This window comes from Pseudomonas sp. GW822-FHT04C11 (genome assembly GCF_058800905.1).
This window is the reverse complement of the sequence record NZ_JBXAMS010000022.1, coordinates 1-21,613: the sequence shown is the minus strand read 5'-3', so window position 1 is coordinate 21,613 and position 21,613 is coordinate 1. Positions and strand designations below refer to the sequence as shown.

General features: G+C 58.3%; 24 protein-coding genes and 4 tRNA genes. 7 read left to right on the top strand and 21 right to left on the bottom strand.

What is annotated here, in order from left to right; all coding sequences use genetic code 11:
• Positions 1-72: 72 nt before the first annotated feature.
• Positions 73-471: a PA2817 family protein gene (locus AC1RJ3_RS26935; protein ID WP_054593369.1), complete on the top strand. Its 399-nt coding sequence runs from the start codon at positions 73-75 to the stop codon at positions 469-471.
• A gap of 98 nt (positions 472-569) precedes the next feature.
• Here AC1RJ3_RS26935 and AC1RJ3_RS26930 read toward each other — a convergent pair whose 3' ends face one another.
• Positions 570-1,568 (bottom strand): LysR family transcriptional regulator, encoded by a 999-nt coding sequence (locus AC1RJ3_RS26930; RefSeq protein WP_493081468.1) that lies wholly within the window; start codon positions 1,566-1,568, stop codon positions 570-572.
• A gap of 90 nt (positions 1,569-1,658) precedes the next feature.
• Here AC1RJ3_RS26930 and AC1RJ3_RS26925 point away from each other — a divergent pair, with 90 nt between their 5' ends.
• Both AC1RJ3_RS26925 and AC1RJ3_RS26920 read left to right on the top strand, forming a co-directional pair.
• Positions 1,659-2,285, top strand: coding sequence for an alanyl-tRNA editing protein (locus AC1RJ3_RS26925; RefSeq protein ID WP_493081466.1), 627 nt, complete (start codon positions 1,659-1,661; stop codon positions 2,283-2,285).
• 95 nt (positions 2,286-2,380) lie between these two features.
• On the top strand, positions 2,381-2,758 hold the full coding sequence (locus tag AC1RJ3_RS26920; RefSeq protein ID WP_347927577.1) for a DUF6124 family protein: 378 nt from the start codon (positions 2,381-2,383) through the stop codon (positions 2,756-2,758).
• 188 nt (positions 2,759-2,946) lie between these two features.
• On the opposite strand, the gene AC1RJ3_RS26915 is transcribed toward AC1RJ3_RS26920, so the two are convergent.
• The 4 genes from AC1RJ3_RS26915 to AC1RJ3_RS26900 all read right to left on the bottom strand — a co-directional run bounded on the left by AC1RJ3_RS26915 (position 2,947) and on the right by AC1RJ3_RS26900 (position 6,087).
• Positions 2,947-3,711: an ABC transporter ATP-binding protein gene (locus AC1RJ3_RS26915; RefSeq protein WP_019689330.1), complete on the bottom strand. Its 765-nt coding sequence runs from the start codon at positions 3,709-3,711 to the stop codon at positions 2,947-2,949.
• 103 nt (positions 3,712-3,814) lie between these two features.
• On the bottom strand, positions 3,815-4,525 hold the full coding sequence (locus AC1RJ3_RS26910) for an ABC transporter permease (protein ID WP_054593373.1): 711 nt from the start codon (positions 4,523-4,525) through the stop codon (positions 3,815-3,817).
• On the bottom strand, positions 4,522-5,250 hold the full coding sequence (locus tag AC1RJ3_RS26905) for an ABC transporter permease (RefSeq protein WP_054593374.1): 729 nt from the start codon (positions 5,248-5,250) through the stop codon (positions 4,522-4,524). Before AC1RJ3_RS26905 ends, AC1RJ3_RS26910 begins: the two co-directional genes overlap by 4 nt.
• Positions 5,251-5,307: 57 nt before the next feature.
• A complete protein-coding gene (locus AC1RJ3_RS26900) occupies positions 5,308-6,087 on the bottom strand; it encodes a transporter substrate-binding domain-containing protein (RefSeq protein WP_054593375.1) in 780 nt (259 codons plus the stop codon).
• A 975-nt stretch (positions 6,088-7,062) separates the two neighbouring features.
• Between AC1RJ3_RS26900 and AC1RJ3_RS26895 the strand changes: the two genes are divergently transcribed.
• From AC1RJ3_RS26895 to AC1RJ3_RS26885, 3 genes are read left to right on the top strand one after another with little or no spacing between them, the layout of a single operon-like run.
• Complete coding sequence (locus AC1RJ3_RS26895; protein ID WP_054593376.1) at positions 7,063-8,304, top strand: type II and III secretion system protein family protein; 1,242 nt, start codon at positions 7,063-7,065, stop codon at positions 8,302-8,304.
• Positions 8,305-8,339: 35 nt separating this feature from the next.
• Positions 8,340-9,050 carry a tetratricopeptide repeat protein gene (locus AC1RJ3_RS26890; RefSeq protein ID WP_347927580.1) on the top strand — a complete coding sequence of 237 codons (711 nt, stop codon included), beginning with the start codon at positions 8,340-8,342 and terminating at the stop codon, positions 9,048-9,050.
• Between the two features lie 19 nt (positions 9,051-9,069).
• Positions 9,070-9,342, top strand: a complete 273-nt coding sequence (locus AC1RJ3_RS26885) for a DUF3613 domain-containing protein (protein ID WP_054593378.1) — start codon at positions 9,070-9,072, stop codon at positions 9,340-9,342.
• Between the two features lie 195 nt (positions 9,343-9,537).
• On the opposite strand, the gene AC1RJ3_RS26880 is transcribed toward AC1RJ3_RS26885, so the two are convergent.
• The 12 genes from AC1RJ3_RS26880 to AC1RJ3_RS26825 form a co-directional block, all read right to left on the bottom strand.
• A complete protein-coding gene (locus AC1RJ3_RS26880) occupies positions 9,538-10,500 on the bottom strand; it encodes a type II secretion system F family protein (RefSeq protein ID WP_493081462.1) in 963 nt (320 codons plus the stop codon).
• 29 nt (positions 10,501-10,529) lie between these two features.
• Complete coding sequence (locus tag AC1RJ3_RS26875; protein ID WP_493081460.1) at positions 10,530-11,516, bottom strand: type II secretion system F family protein; 987 nt, start codon at positions 11,514-11,516, stop codon at positions 10,530-10,532.
• A complete protein-coding gene (locus AC1RJ3_RS26870) occupies positions 11,513-12,955 on the bottom strand; it encodes a TadA family conjugal transfer-associated ATPase (RefSeq protein WP_493081458.1) in 1,443 nt (480 codons plus the stop codon). Before AC1RJ3_RS26870 ends, AC1RJ3_RS26875 begins: the two co-directional genes overlap by 4 nt.
• 3 nt (positions 12,956-12,958) lie before the next feature.
• Positions 12,959-14,179 carry an AAA family ATPase gene (locus AC1RJ3_RS26865; RefSeq protein WP_493081456.1) on the bottom strand — a complete coding sequence of 407 codons (1,221 nt, stop codon included), beginning with the start codon at positions 14,177-14,179 and terminating at the stop codon, positions 12,959-12,961.
• Positions 14,173-14,667 (bottom strand): TadE/TadG family type IV pilus assembly protein, encoded by a 495-nt coding sequence (locus AC1RJ3_RS26860; RefSeq protein WP_493081454.1) that lies wholly within the window; start codon positions 14,665-14,667, stop codon positions 14,173-14,175. The genes AC1RJ3_RS26865 and AC1RJ3_RS26860 overlap by 7 nt, the downstream gene beginning before the upstream one ends.
• Positions 14,667-15,146: a TadE/TadG family type IV pilus assembly protein gene (locus tag AC1RJ3_RS26855; protein WP_493081452.1), complete on the bottom strand. Its 480-nt coding sequence runs from the start codon at positions 15,144-15,146 to the stop codon at positions 14,667-14,669. Before AC1RJ3_RS26855 ends, AC1RJ3_RS26860 begins: the two co-directional genes overlap by 1 nt.
• 8 nt (positions 15,147-15,154) lie before the next feature.
• Positions 15,155-16,501 (bottom strand): pilus assembly protein TadG-related protein, encoded by a 1,347-nt coding sequence (locus AC1RJ3_RS26850; RefSeq protein ID WP_103317743.1) that lies wholly within the window; start codon positions 16,499-16,501, stop codon positions 15,155-15,157.
• 67 nt (positions 16,502-16,568) lie between these two features.
• Positions 16,569-17,390, bottom strand: a complete 822-nt coding sequence (gene cpaB / locus AC1RJ3_RS26845) for a Flp pilus assembly protein CpaB (protein ID WP_054593385.1) — start codon at positions 17,388-17,390, stop codon at positions 16,569-16,571.
• Between the two features lie 15 nt (positions 17,391-17,405).
• On the bottom strand, positions 17,406-18,737 hold the full coding sequence (locus AC1RJ3_RS26840; protein WP_347927593.1) for a DUF8689 domain-containing protein: 1,332 nt from the start codon (positions 18,735-18,737) through the stop codon (positions 17,406-17,408).
• Positions 18,738-18,739: 2 nt separating this feature from the next.
• Positions 18,740-19,270, bottom strand: a complete 531-nt coding sequence (locus tag AC1RJ3_RS26835; protein ID WP_347927595.1) for an A24 family peptidase — start codon at positions 19,268-19,270, stop codon at positions 18,740-18,742.
• A gap of 26 nt (positions 19,271-19,296) precedes the next feature.
• Positions 19,297-19,491, bottom strand: coding sequence for a Flp family type IVb pilin (locus tag AC1RJ3_RS26830; RefSeq protein WP_347927596.1), 195 nt, complete (start codon positions 19,489-19,491; stop codon positions 19,297-19,299).
• Positions 19,492-19,650: 159 nt separating this feature from the next.
• Positions 19,651-19,842, bottom strand: coding sequence for a Flp family type IVb pilin (locus tag AC1RJ3_RS26825; protein ID WP_347927598.1), 192 nt, complete (start codon positions 19,840-19,842; stop codon positions 19,651-19,653).
• 432 nt (positions 19,843-20,274) lie between these two features.
• Between AC1RJ3_RS26825 and AC1RJ3_RS26820 the strand changes: the two genes are divergently transcribed.
• Positions 20,275-21,141 carry a helix-turn-helix transcriptional regulator gene (locus AC1RJ3_RS26820; RefSeq protein WP_493081449.1) on the top strand — a complete coding sequence of 289 codons (867 nt, stop codon included), beginning with the start codon at positions 20,275-20,277 and terminating at the stop codon, positions 21,139-21,141.
• Positions 21,142-21,200: 59 nt separating this feature from the next.
• Here AC1RJ3_RS26820 and AC1RJ3_RS26815 read toward each other — a convergent pair.
• The 4 genes from AC1RJ3_RS26815 to AC1RJ3_RS26800 form a co-directional block, all read right to left on the bottom strand.
• Positions 21,201-21,276: transfer RNA gene (locus AC1RJ3_RS26815), tRNA-Gly, on the bottom strand.
• 2 nt (positions 21,277-21,278) lie between these two features.
• Positions 21,279-21,354, bottom strand: a tRNA-Glu gene (locus AC1RJ3_RS26810).
• A 104-nt stretch (positions 21,355-21,458) separates the two neighbouring features.
• Positions 21,459-21,534, bottom strand: a tRNA-Gly gene (locus AC1RJ3_RS26805).
• Between the two features lie 2 nt (positions 21,535-21,536).
• A tRNA-Glu gene (locus tag AC1RJ3_RS26800) sits at positions 21,537-21,612 on the bottom strand.
• Position 21,613 lies beyond the last annotated feature (1 nt).

Genomic DNA, 21,613 nt, shown 5'->3' with positions numbered 1-21,613 from the left:
AATGATGAAAAGCGGGCGCTGGAGCTATATACTCCGGCGCCCGTTTTGCTTTTGATCTAGAGGACTCCCGTTATGCTCGACCAAATTCTCGTCCAGCTCGACCTCCTGCGCAGTATCCTGGTCGCTGTCGGTGAAGCCGAGCAGGTTCCAGACGAAAGTCATGCCTTGTTCCTGGAACGCTTCGACGAACTGCGTGCGTCGCTGCCAATCGATCCGATCGAAAGCCAATACCTGGGCCAGGACATTATTTGTCAGGTCATCACCCGTTATCCGCAAATTGCCCACCTGGTCCCTCGCGACCTGTTGTGGTATTTCGCCGGCGACTGCCTGCATTACATGCCTGATGATGAAATCGCCCTGTATCAGGCACTGGAAGAACGTCGTTACGAAGCCGAACAGAACGACGAACCGTTCGACTGGAATCAGGAAAAACAACTGCTGGCCCTGTCGAACCAGGACAGCAAGCACTGATCCCGGATCAGAAATACAAAAGGCCCGCATGGTTAAACATGCGGGCCTTTTTTTGTGGCATTGCCGAATGACTCGGTGGCTTGCTCGCGAAAGGGCCTTCAGAGTAATCCATCGCTCTCCGGCAACTCATACGCCGCCGCGACCTTGCCCGGACCACTCAATTTTCCCGGTTTGCCCAGCGTCGGCTCTTTCTCCAGACACTCCACCAGGTAATCGATAAACACTCGAAGTTTGGGCGGCAAATAGCGCGTCGGTGAATGCAGCAACCAGGCGCCGCCATGATAGGACGCCAGAAAGGTCCAGTCCGGCAGGACTTGCACAATCAACCCTTGTTCAAGCGCATGACGCGCCGTGAAGTACGGCAAGCTGCCAATGCCGATATGCTGCAGAACTGCCTCCAGCCGCACGCCAGTGTGATTAGCGGCGTACCGGCCACGGACACCGACGGTCACTGCTTTGGTACCTTTCTTGAACTTCCAGCGTGCATCGCTCGGTGTTTCGCCCAGATAGATACAGCTGTGATTGAGCAAGTCATGGGGATGAGTCGGGGTTCCGTGTTCAGCCAGGTATTGCGGGGTCGCGCAGAGTAAATGATCGATGGTCAATAATTGCCGGCCGACCAGGCCGGCCGGTGGGCGATCCGTAATGCGGATCGCCAGGTCGACATGATCGTCGATCAAATCGACCTGACGATCCTCAAGCAGCAGCTCTACATCGACTTTGGGATAACGACGCAGAAATTCCGGCATATGCGGATGGACCACGAATCGCCCCACCGCCTTCGGTACGCTGACCCGCACCAGCCCTTCAGCTTCATGGGTGAACTGGCCACTGATCTCCATCACTGACCGAGCGGCGCTGACCATTTCCTGACAGCGCTTGAACACCTCTTCGCCACCGTCGCTCAAACGCAACTTGCGTGTGGTCCGCTGCAACAACCGCGTGGCCAGCGCCTTCTCCAGGCGCGAGATGCTGCGACTCACTGCCGAAGGCGACGAGCCCAGCTGTCGAGCAGCTTCCGAGAAGCTACCGGTCTCGACAACCTTGACGAAAATCGCCATTTCACCCAGCAACGGCAGCGGTAGATTTATGCTCACAGCGCAACAGTCCTTTGATCTTTGAACGGATTATCACGCAATTCCAGCCTTCATATAATAAAAATAGAAACTTTAATAAGGGCATGGAATATGACGTATCGCCTCTTTTTCCATAGCGATGATCTCAGCGCCAATGTGGAAGTCCTGGATTGCACGCCCTCCGAGAACGAGTTCGCCGTGGTGCTGCGCGCTACCCTGTTTCATCCCCAGGGCGGTGGCCAGCCGTGTGATACCGGCTGGATCGGCGAAAGCCAGGTCACGCGGGTCGTGCAAGAGCAGGATCGTATCGTGCACTACGTCGACCGACCGGTAGGCCCGGGCATGACCTCAATCAAGGTCGACGAACAACGCCGTCAACTTAATACCCGCCTGCATTCGGCCGGCCATTTGATCGGGCACTTCCTCGAAACCAAGGGCTGGACACCAATCAAGGCCCATCATTGGCCGGGCGAAGGCAAGGTCACCTTCACACCCGGTGAAACGTCCCAGGAACTGGAAGCCGAAACGATCCAGCAAGCCCTCGCCCAGTGGATCGCTACCGATCTGCCACGCCTGACTACGCTGCGCGAAGGTTCGCGTGAAATCGGCTTCGGTGAACTGCCCGCCTACGGCTGCGGCGGTACCCATGTAAGGCGCCTGCAGGAATTAGGCACAGTCACTATCGCAGCCCTTTCGCAGAAGAAGGGCACGCTTTCGGTCCGCTACGAGGTGGGCTGAATCATTCGGCGATGCTGCGCCCACTGCACAACATCGCCTGATGCCAGGCGCCTGCACTCGCAGGCCCAATGACTTTCTATGGATGGACCTGACACATGAAAAAAACCACCTCGCACTCTCCAGAATCCCCAGATGCTCCACCAACCGACACCGTCGATCTGTCCACGTGTTCCAAAAGCACTCCACGCCTTGTCAGCGCCCGTCCACGTAATCCAGACCGCCCCGCCCCAATCAGCCACATCTTCACCATCGTCCCGAATATCGACACCGAATCTCTGCTCTGTCATGCCAGTGAAACCCTCGCCTCCCTGAACGTCATGACCACCGACCTTGCCGGGGAACTGGAAGGTTCGCGCCGCAACGTAGCGTTGGCCATTCAGCAACTGGCGGTGCTGGGCGAGTTGTTGATCAATCGAGCGCTAGACAATCTGGACTTACCCGAAGGCATGCTTGAAGTTCCATTAATCAAATAACGCTAAATGAGGGATGGTCCTGGCCCTCTTCGACGGGCGCTTGATTCTGTCGATGTGAATCGTGCCTGCTCAGAGGCGTCCCCTCTGTAGGAGCATGGCTTGCCCGCGATGAACGATAATGCGGTTTATCTGGTGGACCGCATTGTGCCCATCGCGGGCAAGCCTTGCTCCTACAAGGGCGGAGGGCGTTACTTGAGGTTGCCGCTGAGGAACTGCTTCAGGCGTTCGCTCTTCGGGTTACCCAGCACGTCTTCAGGCGCGCCCTCTTCCTCAACCCGCCCCTGATGCAGGAACAGCACCTGGTTCGAGACTTTGCGGGCAAAGCTCATTTCGTGGGTCACCATGATCATGGTCCGGCCTTCTTCGGCCAGGCCCTGGATCACTTTGAGCACTTCGCCCACCAGTTCCGGGTCCAGCGCCGAGGTCGGTTCGTCGAACAGCATGACTTCCGGCTCCATCGCCAGTGCGCGGGCAATCGCTACCCGCTGCTGCTGACCGCCCGAGAGGAACGCCGGGTACTGATCCGCCACGCGGGCCGGCAGGCCGACCTTGTCCAGATAACGCCGGGCGCGATCTTCGGCGTCTTTCTTGCTGACACCCAACACCCGGCGCGGGGCCATGGTGATGTTTTCCAGCACGGTCATGTGGCCCCACAGGTTGAAGTGCTGGAACACCATCGCCAGCCGGGTGCGCAGTCGTTGCAGCTCGGCATCGTCAGCCACGTGCATGCCATGGTGATCCTTGACCATCCGGATCTGCTTGCCGTCCAGGCTCATCGCGCCGTCGTTGGGCGTTTCGAGAAAGTTGATGCAGCGCAGAAAGGTGCTTTTGCCCGAGCCGCTGGCGCCGATCAGGCTGATCACGTCACCGGTTTTGGCTTTCAGGGAAACGCCCTTGAGCACTTCGTGGCTACCGTAGCTCTTGTGTAGTTCTTCAACAGTCAATTTGTACATGTGCGCAAGCATCCTCTAAGGGAAAATGGGTCGCCGCTGCGTAACCGTCGCAAGCGGCGACAAAGCCCGTGGCCTGATGAGTGGCCGTACAGAGCGCTAAGTCCTAGTGAGCCGGGCCCAGAAAAGCCAGCCAGCGACGTTCGGCAATGCGGAACAGTCCGACCAGCGCAAAGGTCACCAACAGGTAGATCAGCGCGGTAATGCCGAACGACTGAAAGGTCAGGAAGGTCGCCGAGTTGGCATCCCGCGCCACTTTCAAAATGTCCGGGACGGTGGCGGTGAAGGCCACGGTGGTCGAGTGCAGCATCAGGATCACTTCGTTGCTGTAGTACGGCAACGAGCGACGCAGGGCCGACGGCATGATCACGTAGGCATACAACTTCCAGCCCGTCAGACCGTAGGCCTTGGCGGCTTCGACTTCACCGTGGTTCATGCTGCGAATCGCTCCGGCGAAAATCTCCGTGGTGTAGGCGCAGGTGTTCAGGGCAAAGGCCAGGATGGTGCAGTTCATCGCATCGCGAAAGAACGCATCGAGCAGCGGCTGCGCACGGACCGCGGCCAGGCTGTAGATCCCGGTGTAGCAAATCAGCAACTGGATATACAGCGGCGTACCGCGAAACAGGTAGGTGTAGAACTGCACCGGCCAGCGTACGTAAAGTTTGTTGGAAACCCGGGCAATCGACAGTGGAACCGACACCAGGAAACCGATGAAGATCGAGGCGCTGAGCAGCCACAACGTCATGGCCAGGCCAGTGATGTGGTAACCGTCGCTATAGAGGAAGGGCTTCCAGTAGTCCTGCAGTAATTCGATCATCGTACAGCCTCCCGGGAACCTGCCGCGTAATGCCGTTCGAGCCAGCGCAGGACATAGTTCGATGCGCTGGTGATCACCAGATAGATCAGCGCCGCCAACACCAGAAAAAAGAACAGTTGATAGGAGCTTTTACCGGCGTCCTGAGCAGCCTTGACCAGGTCCGCCAGGCCGATGATCGACACCAGCGCGGTGGCCTTGAGGATCACCATCCAGTTATTGCCGATGCCCGGCAGGGCGAAGCGCATCATTTGCGGGAACACCACGAAGCGAAAGCGCTGGGCACGGCTCAAGCCATAGGCCGTGGCGGCTTCCATCTGTCCGCGGGGCACAGCTAGGATCGCGCCGCGAAAGGTCTCGGTGAAGTACGCGCCGTAGATGAAACCCAGGGTGATGATCCCGGCGGCGAATGGATTGATCTCGATGTATTCCCAGCCCAGCGCCTCGGTGAAACTGGTCAACCAGGTTTGCAGGCTGTAGAAAATCAGCAGCATCAGCACCAGGTCCGGCACGCCGCGAATCAGCGTGGTGTAGAGCTGGGCCGGAATCCGCAACAGTTTGACGCTGGACAGTTTGGCACTGGCGCCGATCAGGCCGAGCAGAACGCTCAACAGCAGCGACAGTATCGATAGCTTGACGGTCATCCAGGAGCCTTCCAGCAACAGAGGGCCGAACCCCTTCAAGCTGAATCCGGAGAGCCCGAGTGTCTGCAAAAGTGCTTCGAACATAATTCAGGAACCTATCGCGATAAAAAAGCGCCCGTCCCGAGGACGGGCACCGGGGCCTTACTTGCCGCTGTAGAGACTCAAATCACCGAAGTGTTTCTTCTGGATCGAGTCGTAGGTGCCGTCATCGTGGATCGCCTTGATGCCTTTATCGAGAAGGGCCTTGAGCTCGGTGTTGCCTTTGGCGATACCCACCGCTGTTTTAGCGGGCAACAACTCGCTGTCGATCGGCTGGCTGACCTCGTAATCAGCCCCTTGCGGCGACTTCAAAAAGCTCAGCTTGGCTTGCAGCATGTCCTGGATCGTGGCGTCGAGGCGACCGGACATCAAGTCCGCGTAAACCTGATCCTGGTTGGCGTAGGCCTTGGTTTCTACTCCGGCTTTGTCCAGTACGGCCTTGGCGTAGGCTTCCTGGATGGTGCCTTGCTCGTAGCCGACTTTTTTACCCTTGAGCGAGGCTACGTCAGAAACGCTGGAGCCTTTCTTGTAGACCAGAGCAGTCGGGCCGGAGAACAGCTCGCTGGAGAAGTCGATGACTTTCTCACGGGCCGGGGTCACGGTCATGGAAGAGATTACGCCGTCGAATTTGTTGGCCTTGAGGCCTGGAATCGTGCCGTCGAAATCGCTCTCGACCCATTTGCACTTGACCTTCAGCTCGGCGCAGATCGCGTTACCCAGATCGATGTCGAAGCCCACCAGGCTGCCGTCGGCCGCTTTGGACTCGAACGGAGCGTAGGAAGGATCAACGCCAAAACGCAGCTCTTTGTACTCTTTGGCGGTGGCTACGCCTGCGGCCATGCACAGTGTCAAAGCAGAAAGGGTCAGCAATGTTCTTTTCATTATTATCAATTCCTAAAACCACTACGGGCGCTTGTGGCGCATGGGTGCTGCTACTGGAATGCGTGTGACGCTGTAAACCTGAACCTCAAGTACGTGCTTTAAAGCCATCTTGTGCATCAGCACCTTCGGGTGCCTCTTATGCACACACACTTACTTGTACATACAAGCATATGCAATCAACCAGCCAACTCGCTGAACGGCAGCTGAAGAAAACTTTTTAAGCAACAGGAAGGCGTCTGGAACGGGCCTTTGGCAATGATCAAAAAAATCTTGAGGGTGGCCGAGCCGCTTTCGTGAATGTTACCGGAGCCACGTTTTTGCGTCGTATTGGTGCACCCGGTAACAATTTGAAAGGGCACATTGCGTGTGGAAATACCCCGTCATGGGGCCAACTCGCGGGTGAGAGCACAACTCGAAAAACAGCAACGCCCCCACATTTGCACAGAAGTTTTTCTTCTAAACAATGGCGCTTTGCCTCGGTTGAACTACCTTCAAGCAAAGAGCAAATCATACGGTTTCGAGTTGTCCACGTTTTGTTCAGCGATCAGATAGCGAATTGGCAGAAGGAGATACCTCACTATGATCCTGGCTGGCGTTTTTCTGCTTTGTGGCCTGATTGCCAGTTGTTTTTTGGGGGAACCACGTCGGCTGACAGCCCTGTTTATAGCCACTGTTGCTGTCGAGCCCGTGCATATCGCTCCGGTCGGTAGCCTGTGCGAACCAAACAAGGTTGGCAAAAAACCTCGAGTGTCCCGAGCCCAGGTATCTGGATCACTAACGACAGTTTTAGCGCAGGTCGCTCGCAGGTCAGTCAGACCCGTGTATTGCACCTGCTAGCGCGCAGCACCCAGCAATATTGCCAGGACCACTAATGGTTAGTGGTCTGGTGAAGTGGAGGGCCGGCCCGGGCGCCTTAATGCGATCCAGGGTAACCAGGTTAGCCCGCAGATGGCCTATTCAGCGAGGATGCACTTAATGAGCTATCGTACCGTGCCCGCTTTCAAACGAATTATCCATGGCCTGTTGTGGATGGGCCTTGGTGTGGATGCGGCTCAGGCCGCGGCGAACAATTGCTCGCAACTGGCCAGTCTGCCCGCCGTGTTCGAGGTCGGCCAAGGGCTTCAGGATGAGTTGCGCATGCCAGTCCCGATCAAGCAACTGGCAGTGGGCGACCCGAAGGTTGCCGACGTGCAAACCAGCAGCAGCAACTCCTTCATCCTCACGGGTGTAGCGCCCGGCGCCACCAGCCTGATGGTCTGGACCGCCTGCTCGCCCACGCCGCGCCAAAGCATGGTGTTCGTCAAAGGCAGGGCCACCGCAGCGCTGACCAGCGTGTCGACGGTGCCTTCTGCAGACCCGCTGTTGCCGAGCCAGGTGCAGACCGATATTCGCTTCGTCGAAGTCAGCCGCACCAAGTTGAAAGAGGCCAGCACGTCGATCTTCGGCAAGAGCGGCAATTTTCTGTTCGGCTCGCCGGGCTCTGTACCCGGGGTGACCGTAACCCCCGGCCACATTGGTAATCTGGCGCCAAACATCCCGCTCAATAACGACACGTTCAATATCGGCTTTGGCGGCGGCAATGTGCTGGGGATGATCAATGCGCTGGAAGGCAGTGGCTTTGCCTATACCCTGGCGCGGCCGAGCCTTGTAGCACTCAGCGGACAAAGTGCGAGCTTCCTGGCCGGTGGTGAAGTGCCGATCCCGGTGCCCAGCTCAGGCAGCGACAACATCTCCATCGAGTACAAGGAATTCGGTGTCCGCCTGACCCTGACCCCGACCATCATCGACAAAGGACGCATTGCCCTGAAGGTGGCACCCGAGGTCAGCGAGCTGGACTTCACCAAGGCCATACAGATCGCCGGCACCGTGGTCCCGGCATTTACCGTGCGCCGTACCGATACCAGCATTTCCCTGGCCGATGGCGAAAGCTTCGTCATCAGCGGCCTGATCAGCACCAGCAACAGCTCCCAGGTGAACAAGTTTCCAGGACTGGGCGATATCCCGATTCTCGGCGCGTTCTTTCGCAATAACAGCATCAACCGTGAAGAGCGCGAGCTGCTGATGATCGTCACCCCGCACCTGGTTCAACCGTTGGCAGTCAACGCAAAACTGCCGTCATTGCCAGGTGAGCAACTGCGCAATTACGACCCGAACTTCTACCGCATGTACTTCCTCGACAACGGTGACTTCGACAGCCGCATGGGGCTCTCGCAATGAGCCTGGTTCAAGGTGTTGTAACCAGAGGACACTCAATGAAAGCGGTCATAGCAATAGCGGCGACGGTGATGCTCGCAGGGTGTGCCACCAATGGCCTGTCTTCGCGACCGAGTAGTTGCTCGAGCCCAAGCTCCGATCAGCAGTTGTCGCTGAACCTGGCCGACGACATGACCAACGATAGCCGTTTGTACGCCAGCTTGGCGAATCTGGAAGGGCTGCCTGATGACCTGCCGCAGGTTCGCCTGCGCAAGGCTCGAGTACTGCGCCTGCTGGGCCGTAACGAGGCCGAACCGTTGTACAAGAGTCTGCTCGGTACATGCCTGGCCGCTGAAGGCGAGCATGGTCTGGGCCAGATAGCCGTGGCCAGAAATGATAATGCGGCCGCGGTCGATCACCTGGAACGTGCGATGAGGATGGCCCCTACCGACGACAAAATCCGCAATGACCTGGGGGTCGTCTACCTCAACCAGCGTCGGCCCAATGAGGCACGCTTTCAGTTTATGACCGCCATGGAACTCAAGCCGTCGGACTCGCTGGCGGCACTCAATTTGGTGACGCTGCTGATCTATCAGGACAACTGGAAGCAGGCTGCCGAACTCGCAAACCGCGCCAGCCTGAGCCCCAAGCAAGTCTCGGATGCTCAAGCTCGCGCGGAAAGACTCAAGGCCCCGGCCAAAAAAGTGGTGGCTACCGAGGGTAAAGGCATGACAGAGGTAGTCAATGCCTCAGCCAATGCGATCAAGTAGACAAGACGAGGAGTCGCAAATGAATACCAAGAGGCTGTTGATAGTGTGCATGGCTTGCCTGTCCACGACCGCCTGGGCTATTGAGCCTGGGCCCTCTTCGGTGCCGCAACAAGGCACGGAACAATGGATGCAACTACAGATTCGCGGCGTAGTGGCGTCCCCTCGACTGCAGAGCGTTTCGGCCACCGAACGTGACCTTTCCATGCAACGTTGGCTGGATAGCTTCACCCACCCGATTCCTGAACATTTTGACCAGAAGGCAGCGGGTAGCATGAGCAACGGCGGCAAATGAGCCACGTCAGTGGGCGATCAGCCTCTGGCGTAGTCCAGCGTTACCTGGCAAGAACGTCGGGGCCAAGAACGTGCGTGGTTAAACGAATAAAAGGATAAAAGTGGATCAGGCGCCGGGCCTGATCCACTTTATATTTGCTCCACCCTCTGCTCCGACAGGAGCCGCCATCCTGCTTGGCAGCCCCCCTCGCTTATCTCACCCGAACGCTTTGAGCACCCCGATCAACGCCGGTCCAATAGCGACCAGGAAGAAGCTCGGCCACAGACAGAAGATCAGTGGGAATATCAGCTTGGTACCAATCTTCGCCCCCATTTCTTCGGCTGCCTGCGTACGCCGGTCGCGAAACTCATCGGCATAGATGCGCAGGGTATCGGCTACGCTGGTACCGAAGCGGATGCTCTGCCCCAACAGGCTGACCAACCCTTGCACATCTTCCAGCCCGGTACGCACGGCCAGTTGCTTGAGCGCCTCGGTACTGGTGATGCCGGCACGGATTTGCGCATTGACCAACGCCAGTTCCTCCGCCAGTTCGACCTGACTGACCGCCATCTCTTCAGCCACCCGCTCGATGGTCGTAGGCAAGGCCAGCCCCGATTCCACGCAGACCACCATCAGATCCAGGGCATCCGGAAACGCGACACGCAGCCGGGCCTGACGCAGCTGTTTGCGCTTGCCGACATACATTGCTGGCAACAGCCAACCGACAGCGGCTGCCATGAGCACCAGCAATAGGCCCAGGGGCAAAGAAACACGAGGAATCAGTGGCAACACCAGTAGCGAAATGCCGACCAATATCAGCGGTAACAACAAGCGCACCGCCCAGTACATCTGCACTGCTGAAGACGAGCGGTACCCCGCGTGCATCAACAACAGCTGGGTTTCGGACGCCTTAGCCGTTTCGGCAGAGCCAAAACGCTGGCCGACCCGCTCCAGCAACAGTTGCAGATTACCCGGCGCGTCTGGCCCCCCTGCACTCCCGTAATGCCCCCGCTTGATCAGCGCAAGGCGACGTTGCATCGGGTCCTGAAGCCCCAACACCAGTAATATCACGGTGACGACCGCAAGCACCGTACTCACCCCTATCGCACTGACGAACAACAGGCGCGCCAGCGCCTCATTACCCGTCACCCGACCCAACAACCCGAGCAAATAGTCCATGACCTGCACCTCCTCGTAGCGAATACCGCTTAAACCTGAATCCGGATTATTTTGCGGATCCAGACAATCCCGACCAACATCGCGCAGAAAGCCCCGATGATCAGCTTGTGGCCGAGTGGATCATTGGTCAGCACAGGCAGGTAGCTGGGAGTCGTGATCAGGATCGCCGCCGCCAGCACGAAGGGAATTGAAACCAGCACCCAGGCGGACATTCGCCCTTCGGCTGACAGCGTCTTGATCTTGCGCTGAAAGCGGAAGCGCCCCCGGATCAAGCGACTCAAACGTTCGAGCACCTCGGTCAGATTGCCGCCGGTTTCGCGATGGATGAGGATCGACGTCACCAGCATCATCACCGTCATGCTCGGCATGCGTTCCAACAGGCCGAGCATGGCTCGGCGCACATCATTGCCATAGTTGATATCGGCGAAGGTCAGGCCGAATTCATGTGCCACCGGCCCCTTGTGCTCCTCGGCGACCAGCCGCAGGGTTTCGTTGAACGGATGCCCGGCGCGCAAGGCCCGGCACATGGCATCCAGCGCATCCGGCAAGCCCTCCTCAAACTCGGCAAAGCGTTTGTTGCGGTCACGGAGGATTTTCAGCAGCGGCAGCCAAGCCACCGCAAAGGCCACCGCCAACGCCATCCACCAGAGTGACGAGAACAAGAAGACCAGGGCTACTGCACCAACTCCCATGGCGATCCCGAGAAACAGCACCCGATAGGCCCGATATTCATGCCCGGATTGCTCGATCAGCTGTGTCAGGCTCGCCATAAACGGCAGTTGCTCAAGCCAGGCTTCCAGTGGCGACAAGCGTGTCAGGTATTTCTGCCGCAGCACGGTCTGCATGTTGGGCAGGTTGTTGGCTTTCTCCAGCACATGCAGGCGACCGCGAATGCGCTTGCGCATCTTGCCCGCCTCACCGAACACCGGCACCACCACCCCCTGGGACAGGAGGAAGACGGCGATAAACACCATACCGAGAAAGACCAGAATGAATTCACCGGATATATGGTTCATGGCTGCCGTGCCTCCATCCATTCAGGCCTGAACAAGTTCAGTGGCAACTCGATGCCACGTTTGGCCAACACGTCGCGAAAGGCCGGGATCATGCCGCTGGGCCGATAATCGCCGAGCACTTCACCGTGTTCGCCAATGCCGCTGCGTGCAAACGAGAAAATCTCGGTCATGGTGATGATCTCGCCTTCCATGCCGTTGATTTCCTGCACGCTGACCAGACGCCGCTTGCCGTCCTCCTGACGTTCCAGCTGGATCACCACGTCAATGGCCGAGGCGATCTGCTGACGCATGGCCTTGATCGGGAAAGTCGCACCGGTCATCGACACCATGTTCTCGATTCGCCCCAATGCATCGCGCGCGGTATTGGCGTGGATCGTGGTCAACGAACCGTCGTGGCCGGTGTTCATCGCCGTTAGCATGTCCAGCGCTTCAGCGCCACGGACTTCGCCGATCACAATGCGGTCGGGGCGCATCCGCAAACTGTTGCGCACCAATTCGCGCTGGCTCACCTCTCCACGCCCCTCGATGTTCGAAGGACGGGTTTCCAGACGCACCACATGAGGCTGCTGCAGTTGCAGTTCGGCCGAGTCTTCAATGGTGACGATTCGTTCATTTTGCGGAATGAAACTGGACAGCACATTGAGCATGGTGGTCTTGCCGCTGCCGGTACCGCCGGAGATCAATACGTTCAAACGTCCACGAACAATCGCCTTGAGCAGCAAAGCAATGGCCGGGGTCAAGGTACCGACCTGGATCAGGCTATCGGTATTGAGCAGGTCCACCGCAAAACGACGGATCGACACGCTCGGCCCGTCGATGGCCAGCGGTGGAATAATTGCGTTGACCCGAGAACCGTCCTTGAGCCGGGCGTCCACCAACGGCGAGGACTCATCGATGCGCCGCCCCAGACTGGAAACGATGCGGTCGATGATGTTCAGCAAATGCTGATCGTCACGAAAACGCACATCGGTCCTCTGCAGCTTGCCAAAGCGTTCGACATACACCGAGGCAGAGCCGTTGACCAGAATGTCAGACACGGTGTGATCCGCCAGTAACGGCTCCAGTGGGCCAAGGCCCAGCACCTCATCGGTGATCTGCTTGATGATCAACTGACGGCTGACCGAACTCACGGGAGCTGAATGCTCATCCAGCAAGCGCTGGCAAATCTCGCGAATTTGCCGCGTGGCCTCGGCCTGCTCAAGGGAATCGAGCAAGGACAGGTCCATGACCTTGAGCAACTGCTGGTAGATTTTCTCCCGCCACTCGGCCTCCACCGGGGTGACCTGGCTTCGGGTTTCGTAAATAACGTCCGGAACCGAACGTTCCCACGCCATCAACTCCTCTGCCGGGTCCAGCAAGTCGTCACCCGGTTGCCCAAGCGACGATGCGGCGGGTTTACCGGACTGTTTGCGCAAGCGGTTACGAAAGTCGCTGATCATGGGTTATCCCCCGAAAAAACGGTTGAAGGCACGTTTGAACAAGCCTTTGTTCCCGGTCATCTGCTTACCGACCAACGCCTCGGACATCTGCCGTACGGCGACGCTGATCGGAGCCCGCGGTGCTTGCACCCCCAACGGCACGCCAGAGTTCTGACTCTGGCTGACCAGGTTGAAGTCGTTGGGTAATTTCAACAGGTTCGCGCAGCGTAGCGCCTCGCCGATATCCTTGAGGCTGATCGCTGCCGCCTTGTCATAGCGGTTGACCACCACCTGCAATTGATCCCCGCGCACGCCCAGGTCTTCGCGAAGAATCCGCGTCAGCGAGCTGGCATCGCGCAGATGGCTGACACTCTGCTGCACCACGACGTATACCCGGTCTGCCTGCTCCAGCACGGAGCCTGTGAGGTGGTCGATTTGCCGTGGCAGATCGACCACCACCCAGTCATAACTGGCGCGGGCCAACTGCAACAGGGCATCGAGTTGCTCGGGCTGGGCATCCTGCGGCAGACACAACTCACCGGCCCGCCCACCCAGCACATGCAAGGTCGGGCTGAAGTGGCTGCAAAAACCGCGTAGCGCAACGCTGTCCATGTCTTCGACCTGCTGCAACACCTCCAGGTGGCTGTGCGACTGCGCCACATCGAGGTAATGCGTCACGCTGCCAAATTGCAGGTCCATGTCCAAAAGCAGGGTATTGCCGCCCTTGACGCTAAGCTGGTGAGCCAGGTTACAGGCCAGCAAGGTACTGCCGGAGCCGCCCTTGGCACCCATCACGGCAATCAGCTTCCCTTCTACCCCACTGTTGACCCGGACCTCTGTGACCAGACGACTCAAGGCTGAAACCAGTTCTGTCTCGGCTATCGGTTCCGGCAGGACATCACGGGCGCCGGCCTGCATCGCCAGGCGCATGGCGTCCTGCTCGTTCAACAGGCCACACACCAACAGCGGCGGACGCTCATGGGCCGGACGCTGTAACAGTGCCGCCAGCTCCTCACGCCACAGATGGCTGACACGCACCAACAACAGATCGGGCATCCGCTCCAGACCATAGAGAGGGTCGACATGCCCATTACTCACCAGACGCGTGCTCACCTCCAGGCTGGGCATGCGTTGGCAAACGCTTTGCAGATCACGCAACGCCGTGGCGTCACGGCTACTGATCAGCAATCGCAGCCCTGGTTTGCCGGTCGCAGTGCTTAGTGGAGTTTCCTTGATATTCAGCATGGAGTGACCTCCCCTGATTCGGAATGATGCCCAAGAGCTTCGCGTGGCAAGGTCGCCCTGAAGGTGGGCAACGTAATGGGCACGCCAAACCCGGGAATAAACAGATTGAAAACGTAGCCTGGCAGGCTCACCTGGACATAACGGATGGCACGGAATCCAGTGGCGCTGGTGGTGTCGCTGGGGTTGCTCACCACCGCACCGTTTGTGTCCAGATAGGTCAGCGTCAGGTTGGTGGTACTCAGATTGGTGATCAGCTGACTCGTACCTGTATTGCCTGCAGGATTGAAGATCGCCCGCTGCAACACAATCGGATCGCTGATATTGCACACCGCCGCCAGGCGCGCGCCGCGCCGCACGGACTCATCGAGGGTATTGACCGTGAAGTACAGGCGGCCCATTTCCAGCACGCCGAACAACAGGACGAACACCAGCAAGCCGACGAAGGCGAACTCCACCACATAGACGCCGCGCATGTGTTTGCGATTCATCACAGCACCCTCATGACGGTTGTGGCGACCAGTGGAATACTCAGCGCAATCGTATTGGCAAAAAGCCCGGTAATTGAGCCGGTACAATTGCCTGCTCCTATCACCGGGCAGAAGGTATAGGTGATGGTGACCTGCACATGGTCGGTGCCCACGGCGGAGACCGCGACGTTACCGGTCGTCAACCCTGACACCACAGGCGTCCCGGTGTTGGCAGGCACGCCATAGACCGCGACGTTTTTCGTCTGGGTCTGCAGCGTGCTGCTTAGCGCGACTGTGCCGAGCGTCGAGTTCCACGCCTGGCTGGCGACGTAACGGCCGGCATCACGGCTGGCCTGTAACAGGGTGTTGTATTGAAAGAGCATGCGGCCAAACTCGCCAAGGGCCAGCAACAGCAGCAGCATCAACGGCAGGACGATGGTGAATTCCACCAACGCCATGCCTTGCTGGCCCTGCGGTTGTTTCAACGCGTGAAGTCTCATGACGCCCCCTACGAGTCAGTGCTCGGAGTGCCGCTGCCATTGATATAGGTTTTGTAGAGCTGAATGATCCGTGGGCCGGCATCACCTGAAGGATTGGGGCCGGGCACGTTGTCGCCTGTACACTCCTGCACGAACTGCCCGAAGATCTGCGCTACAGTCCCACCGACGCCGGCCGGCTGCACCACGAAATAGCAGCCAAAACCCAGGACTGGAATCGAAGTGGCGCCATTGTTTTTCCCGCTGCAGTCGCCAATCACGATTTTCAGCATCCGTCGCTCAAAGACCCCACCGCTCTGGCAGCCACTGCCCGAGCCGGCAACACACCCGGCGGAACTCGCCAGCCAGTCGTTGTAGTCCAGGAGCGCCGTACCGCCGGCGGAAAGATTGCCATTGTTCGATGTGACGGGCTGGCCCTGGTACTCCGCCCGTGGCGGCGTGCTTGAGCTGTTCCAGGTGATCTGCGGCGAGTTGTAGCTAACGATCAGGTCTGGCGGATAATCCGCGGCTCTGAGCCCTCCACTGTACTGGCCGAAGCGGGTGTTCAAACCTTGGGACACCGGGCCGACCTGGTTGCCCGGTTGGGTCGTGACATTTTGCCCGACGCTGCGGCACACCGAGCCGCCTCCGGCCAGATCCTGCCTGATCGTGCTGCCACCCGAACCAAAATCGAGCAGTTGAAAGTTGCCTGGGCCAATCGGGGACGTATTTCCGGCGCCCGATTTCAAATCCTGCAAATCGCCAAAGTGGTAGCCCCAGAACACCCCGGCGCTCGGGTTGTATTGAGTCGGGTCACCACAGACCATCAATGGCGCGAGATCGCAGGGGCTGGTGGGGCTGGGGCCGGCAGTGGCCATCGCCGCCACCGCCTTGTTGCCCAGGCCGGCAGTGCCCAACGACTGGACGAAACTCCAGAAAAACCCGGTCAGGCGATAGCTCGGCACCGTCACCCGAACGTAAGTGGCATCCGCCGGCCCTGGGTAGGAGAACGGTCCGTAAACGTTGTTGGCCAGTTCCACCACCGCGAAAGTGCCCGTGCTGCTGGCGATGGCCGTTGCCAGCTCGGTGTTGCCGGTGGCATTCGCATTGAGCGTCAGCGTATTCAGTGCGGCAGTGCGCGTTGTACTGGCAATACTGGTACCGCCGGTGACCTGACTCAGGGTTTTTGCGCCACTCAGGGCGGCGGCGTCCACCGCATTTTGCAGGCGGGTCTTGTTCAGCAGCATGTGGCTGCCATCCAGCGCCAATGCCGCCATCATGGTAATCGCCGCCAACGCGATCACCATCAGTACGGTCACCGATCCCCGCTGGCGCCTTGGCGTTACCGGAAACGGCCGTTGAATTCGAGAATTCATGATCAAGCCCTCATTTGCCGATACGGACCCGAATCGGCTCCGCCACTACCCTGCTACCCATTGCGCCTTGTCAGCGCACATTGACGACATGGGATTCGATGCCACGAATAACGGTGACAGCCCCGCCATTACCGCTGCTACGGTGTACCACGCGTCTTGGCGCCGTTTCGGTGGCCATGGCAATGGTCTGCGTAACAGGCGCAGCAGGTGCTACAGGTGCGGGGGTCGGTTTTTTCGTGAGGTTCAGCGGGTTGCGCAGGGCCAGTTGCAACTTCCCTTCGGTCTGCGCGGTGACCAGGGCTTCCGCCTCGGTGGTGGTCATTTCCAGTGTCACGGCACGCACCACCACTGGCTGCGTCTTGTCGGTGCCTGCGGTCTGATCCACCGCCAACACACGCAAGTTTTCGAGGATGGTCCGCGACACGGCGTTGTTGTTACTGCCGTTGGTTTGCTTGGTTGCCAGCACATCGACCCGGTTACCCGGCAACAGGAACCCGCCGACCCCGACCACATCATCCACCCGTACCGAAATGGCGCGTTTGTCGGGAGCAATCAAAGAGGCCAGGGTGCTGCCACCCAAGTGTTCACTGAGGCGCGCCCCCCGCACGATGTCGCCGCGCAGGATGTCGAACGTGGCGATCTTGCCCACCGCCTTGTCGCTGGAGTCGAAAGCATCGTCCGGGATCGTATCCATGGGCATGCGCACGGTCGTGACCTGCTGGGCCTCGACCATCTGCCCGAACGGAATCTCGACCGTGGCGACTACCACGCTTCGAAGATGATCATCGGGGCTTGCATTGAGCCGTGCGCTCAACCAGGAGTTGGCCATCCATGCGGCGCCGAGGCCCATGACCAACGAAATACCAATCAGCGTTGCAGTACGAGAGCTCATGTCTGTATCTCCTACTCAAAGAAAGTCGAGCTGGACGAAGTAGTTGCTCCACGCCCATTCAAGCTCCTGCGGCGACAGTGGCCCGGAACCGCCCAGGTAACGCTGGCGATCGAGCGCCATGTTCAGGAGATCGCGGGGATGGCAAGGCACCAACGGCATGCCTTCGATGGCGTAAAGTTTCTGTAGTGCAAAGCGCACCAGCAGCGGGTCATGACGAATGCCCAGACGCTCGGACTCCTGCTGCCAGATCCGTTCGTACTCTTCGGGCTTCAGGTAACCGAATTGCAGCTTGTAGCCAATCCGGCGGAGGAAGGCCTCATCGGCCAACTCCAGGGGATTGAGGTTGGTGGAAAACACCAGAATCAGATCGAACGGCAACTCGCAATGCCGCCCGCCGCCCAGGTTGAGGAAGTCGCGTTTCTCTTCCATCGGGACGATCCAGCGATTCAGCAGCTCGGCGGGCGGCATGCGCTGGCGCCCCATGTCGTCGATGATGAACAGGCCATTGCTGGCCTTGAGCTGCAAGGCGGCCTGGTACTGACGGGTAAAGGGGTCATACCGGATGTCCAGCTGTTCCATGCTCAACTCACCGCCGGTAATGACGATCGGGCGTTTGCAGCACAGCAGCCGACGGTCGATCCCTTCGTTGAGCATCAGATTGTTCTGTGGACTGCCATCATCCAGCCGCTGGTGTACCTGCGGGTCATAGATCTCGATCACCGACTCATTGATCGCAATGGCATGGGGTACCCAGATGGCCTCGGCGAACAGGCGAATCAGCCGACTGCTGACATAGGTCTTGCCAGTCCCGGCAGGGCCATAAATCATGATCGCTCGCCCGGAGTTCAGCGCCACGCCCAGTTGATCGAGCATCCCCTCCGTGAGCACCACACCATTAAGTGCCGTGCGCATATCGTGCGCACCGATGCGTCCATGGTGAATGGTCTGCAGCTTTAGCAGGGAACGGTAGGCACTCACCGGGAACGGTGCCGCGCCGATATAACCGCTACGCGACAGGGCATCGCGGGCGGCACTGCGTCCACGGTCAGTCAAGCCATAGCGTAGCGAGCCACCTCCCGATTGCGCGCCCATCTGCCCAAGCACTTCGACACGACCATCTTTGCGCAGAAACGCCAGGATCTCCTCCATTACAGCGCCGGTCAGTGCCAGGCGTTCTACCAGCCGCGACATGTCCAGCACACCGGCGTCGTACAAATGCTTGCACACCAACTCGCCGAGAAAACTGTCCGTCAGCCCCGTCTCGCTGATAGTGCAAGGTTGGGGAGCCAGACGCTGCACCGCTTCTCGCTCATTGTGGCAGGCATCACTCTCGGCAATGACGTGCATGACTAACCTCCCAACCCACTGGCAAAGAGTTGCCAGTAAACGGCGTTTAAAGTGCCAAGCAAAATGGCAATCGAATAAGGGAAAGGCTTGCTGGCCACCTCGTCTGAAGTCGGCGCCAGATAAGACTGCGCCCTCAAAATCAGCCAATAGCGCCCCAGGGTCTGTAATAATTGACCGCGAACCAGCACTATCAGGAAACCGCACACGCCACCGGCGATCAGGCTGAATAAAGCAGCCCACAACGCGTAATGGAACGGTAGAAAACTGCCGACCATGGCCATCAACTTGACGTCACCGGCGGCCATGCCACCCGAGGCATACATGGGCAGAAACAGTGCAAAACAGATCAGGATGCCCAACAGGCCGCCTCCCAATCCGCTGACTCCCCCTGAATAAATCTGACCGGCCAATCCCAGTGCAAGACCTAACAGGATCAACAGGTTGGGAATGCGGTGGCGGAGCAGATCGCTCACCACCGCCACGCCCAGCAGTCCTATCAGCAAAACAGTCGAAACCAGCATTTCCGTGGACATGGGCTTCTCCCTACCAGGGGTAATCGTCAGCATGCTGTGTTGTTATTAACGATTTGGCATAGTGTCGTGATCTTGGCATTCACGTTGCCGCCAAGCAGTGTGAACGCGACAGCAACAGCGACTGTAATCAACCCGCCCGCCACCGCGTATTCCACAATGGTCAGGCCATCTTCATCTTTGGCGAACTTGTGTACCGAAGTTCTTATTGTTTGCAGAGTCATTTTGCTCTCCCACTCCAGCGGCCAAACCGCTCAGAACATACTTTGGTAGAGACAACGCGAAGCCCATCAAGAAAGTTATCCGGCAGCCTCATCAGCAAGATAGAAGCAACCGCCTGCTCCATGGGCATCGCCATGTCACCCAACGGGAATTGCCTACTATTAGCAGGCACCACCTTTGACCGCAGCGCACAGCGCTGTAATTTGGGTATTCACCGCGCCCCCAAGCTTCACGAACATTGCGGCGACAGCCACCGTAATCAGCCCACCGGCCACTGCGTATTCCACAATGGTCAGACCGTCTTCATCTTTGGCGAACTTCAGTACCGAAGCCTTGATAGTTTGCAGAGTCATTTTGCCCACCTCACTCGAATGTTGTTCTTCCGGGGAGCAGCACCTTTTGCACTGCTTGTAGCTACCTTAGTCAGGGCATCCCCAAGGGGGTTAGGAGGATTTTGCGCATCGCTAGGACTTTTTTGCGGGCACCGCCAACTAGCGGGTAGTGGGTGTCCGCAGAAGAAAAAGAAGGGAAAGGAAAGGCTCTAAACAAGGAACGGCGGGCAAAGGCCATTACCCTTGATTCACAAGCGACGAACGGTTGATCGCAAATCCGCCACCAACACGCCAATAAATAACCGCCCGACACTGACTGACAGGCAAACCATAGAGCGCATAGAACTAAATTCGGGTTTTCTTATCAGGATTTAGTCTGCAAAGCGATATCACATTGACAATACTACTCAGCGGATAGAGGCACGAAGAACCTCAGAAGCCAGAGCTAAACACATGACGTCAAACGTGATCAGGAAACCATCACTACTCTGGTTCGATCGGACCCACGATCGGTCCACCCCGGAACTCATGGCGCAGTTCGAGCACGCCTGCGACTGCAAACTGGCGAAAAGCTCGGCATTTTCCAGCGGGATGCAGGCCGATATGATCTGCATCCATTTTGATCGCCCCGACACACCCGGCCTGAGGATGCTGCTGGAGATAAAACGCACCGCACCGGCCATTCCGATCACCATGTTCACCGTGCAGCACTCAGAAGAGCTGGCCGTATGGGCGATGCGTTCGTGTGTCTGGGAATACATGGTGCTGCCCCTTTCCGCCGCCGAAAAGAATCGCTACCTGACGGCTGTCGTTCAGTTGCACGAGCTACGCCGCAATGTTCGCGACCAACGCAAGACGATGCAGATCGACCACTCCCCGACCCTTCCGGGCAGTATCCGGATGACGCCGGAACACCAAAAACACCAGGCGTTGAGCAATGTGCTGCTGTACATCGATCAGCACTTTCGGGACAACATCGATCAGCGGGATGTGGCCAAACGCTGCGGCATGACCACCTTTCGCTTCAGCCGCCTGTTCAAGGAAGCCTACGGACTCGGCTTCATGGATTACATCCTGAACAAACGCATGAGTTTTGCGAAGGAATTGCTCGGCAACAGCCAGATGCCTATCACCAGCATCGGCTATGAAGCCGGTTTCAAGGACCCTTCCTACTTCGCTCGTGCCTTCAAGCATTTCGCCAACTGCACACCCAGCGAATATCGCTTGGCGCACCAGCAGCTTAGAGCGTCGGTGGTTGCAGAGCTGGATGAAACAACCGCTGAAGTGCTGGATAACCTGATCCATAGCCTGGGAGGCTGAGATATTTTTATAACGCGCACACAAAAACGCCGCTCAATGAGCGGCGTTTTCGTTAAATATGGAGCGGGAAACGAGACTCGAACTCGCGACCCCGACCTTGGCAAGGTCGTGCTCTACCAACTGAGCTATTCCCGCAATGGCGTCCCCTAGGGGACTCGAACCCCTGTTACCGCCGTGAAAGGGCGGTGTCCTAGGCCACTAGACGAAGGGGACACGCTACCCGGAACACATGGTGTGTGTTTCGGTGTCCAGACCCGCATCCGAAGACTTGGTTCTGGTTTCACTCAGCCCTGCCCGAAAGCAAAGCCATTTAAAATTGGAGCGGGAAACGAGACTCGAACTCGCGACCCCGACCTTGGCAAGGTCGTGCTCTACCAACTGAGCTATTCCCGCATTGGCGTCCCCTAGGGGACTCGAACCCCTGTTACCGCCGTGAAAGGGCGGTGTCCTAGGCCACTAGACGAAGGGGACA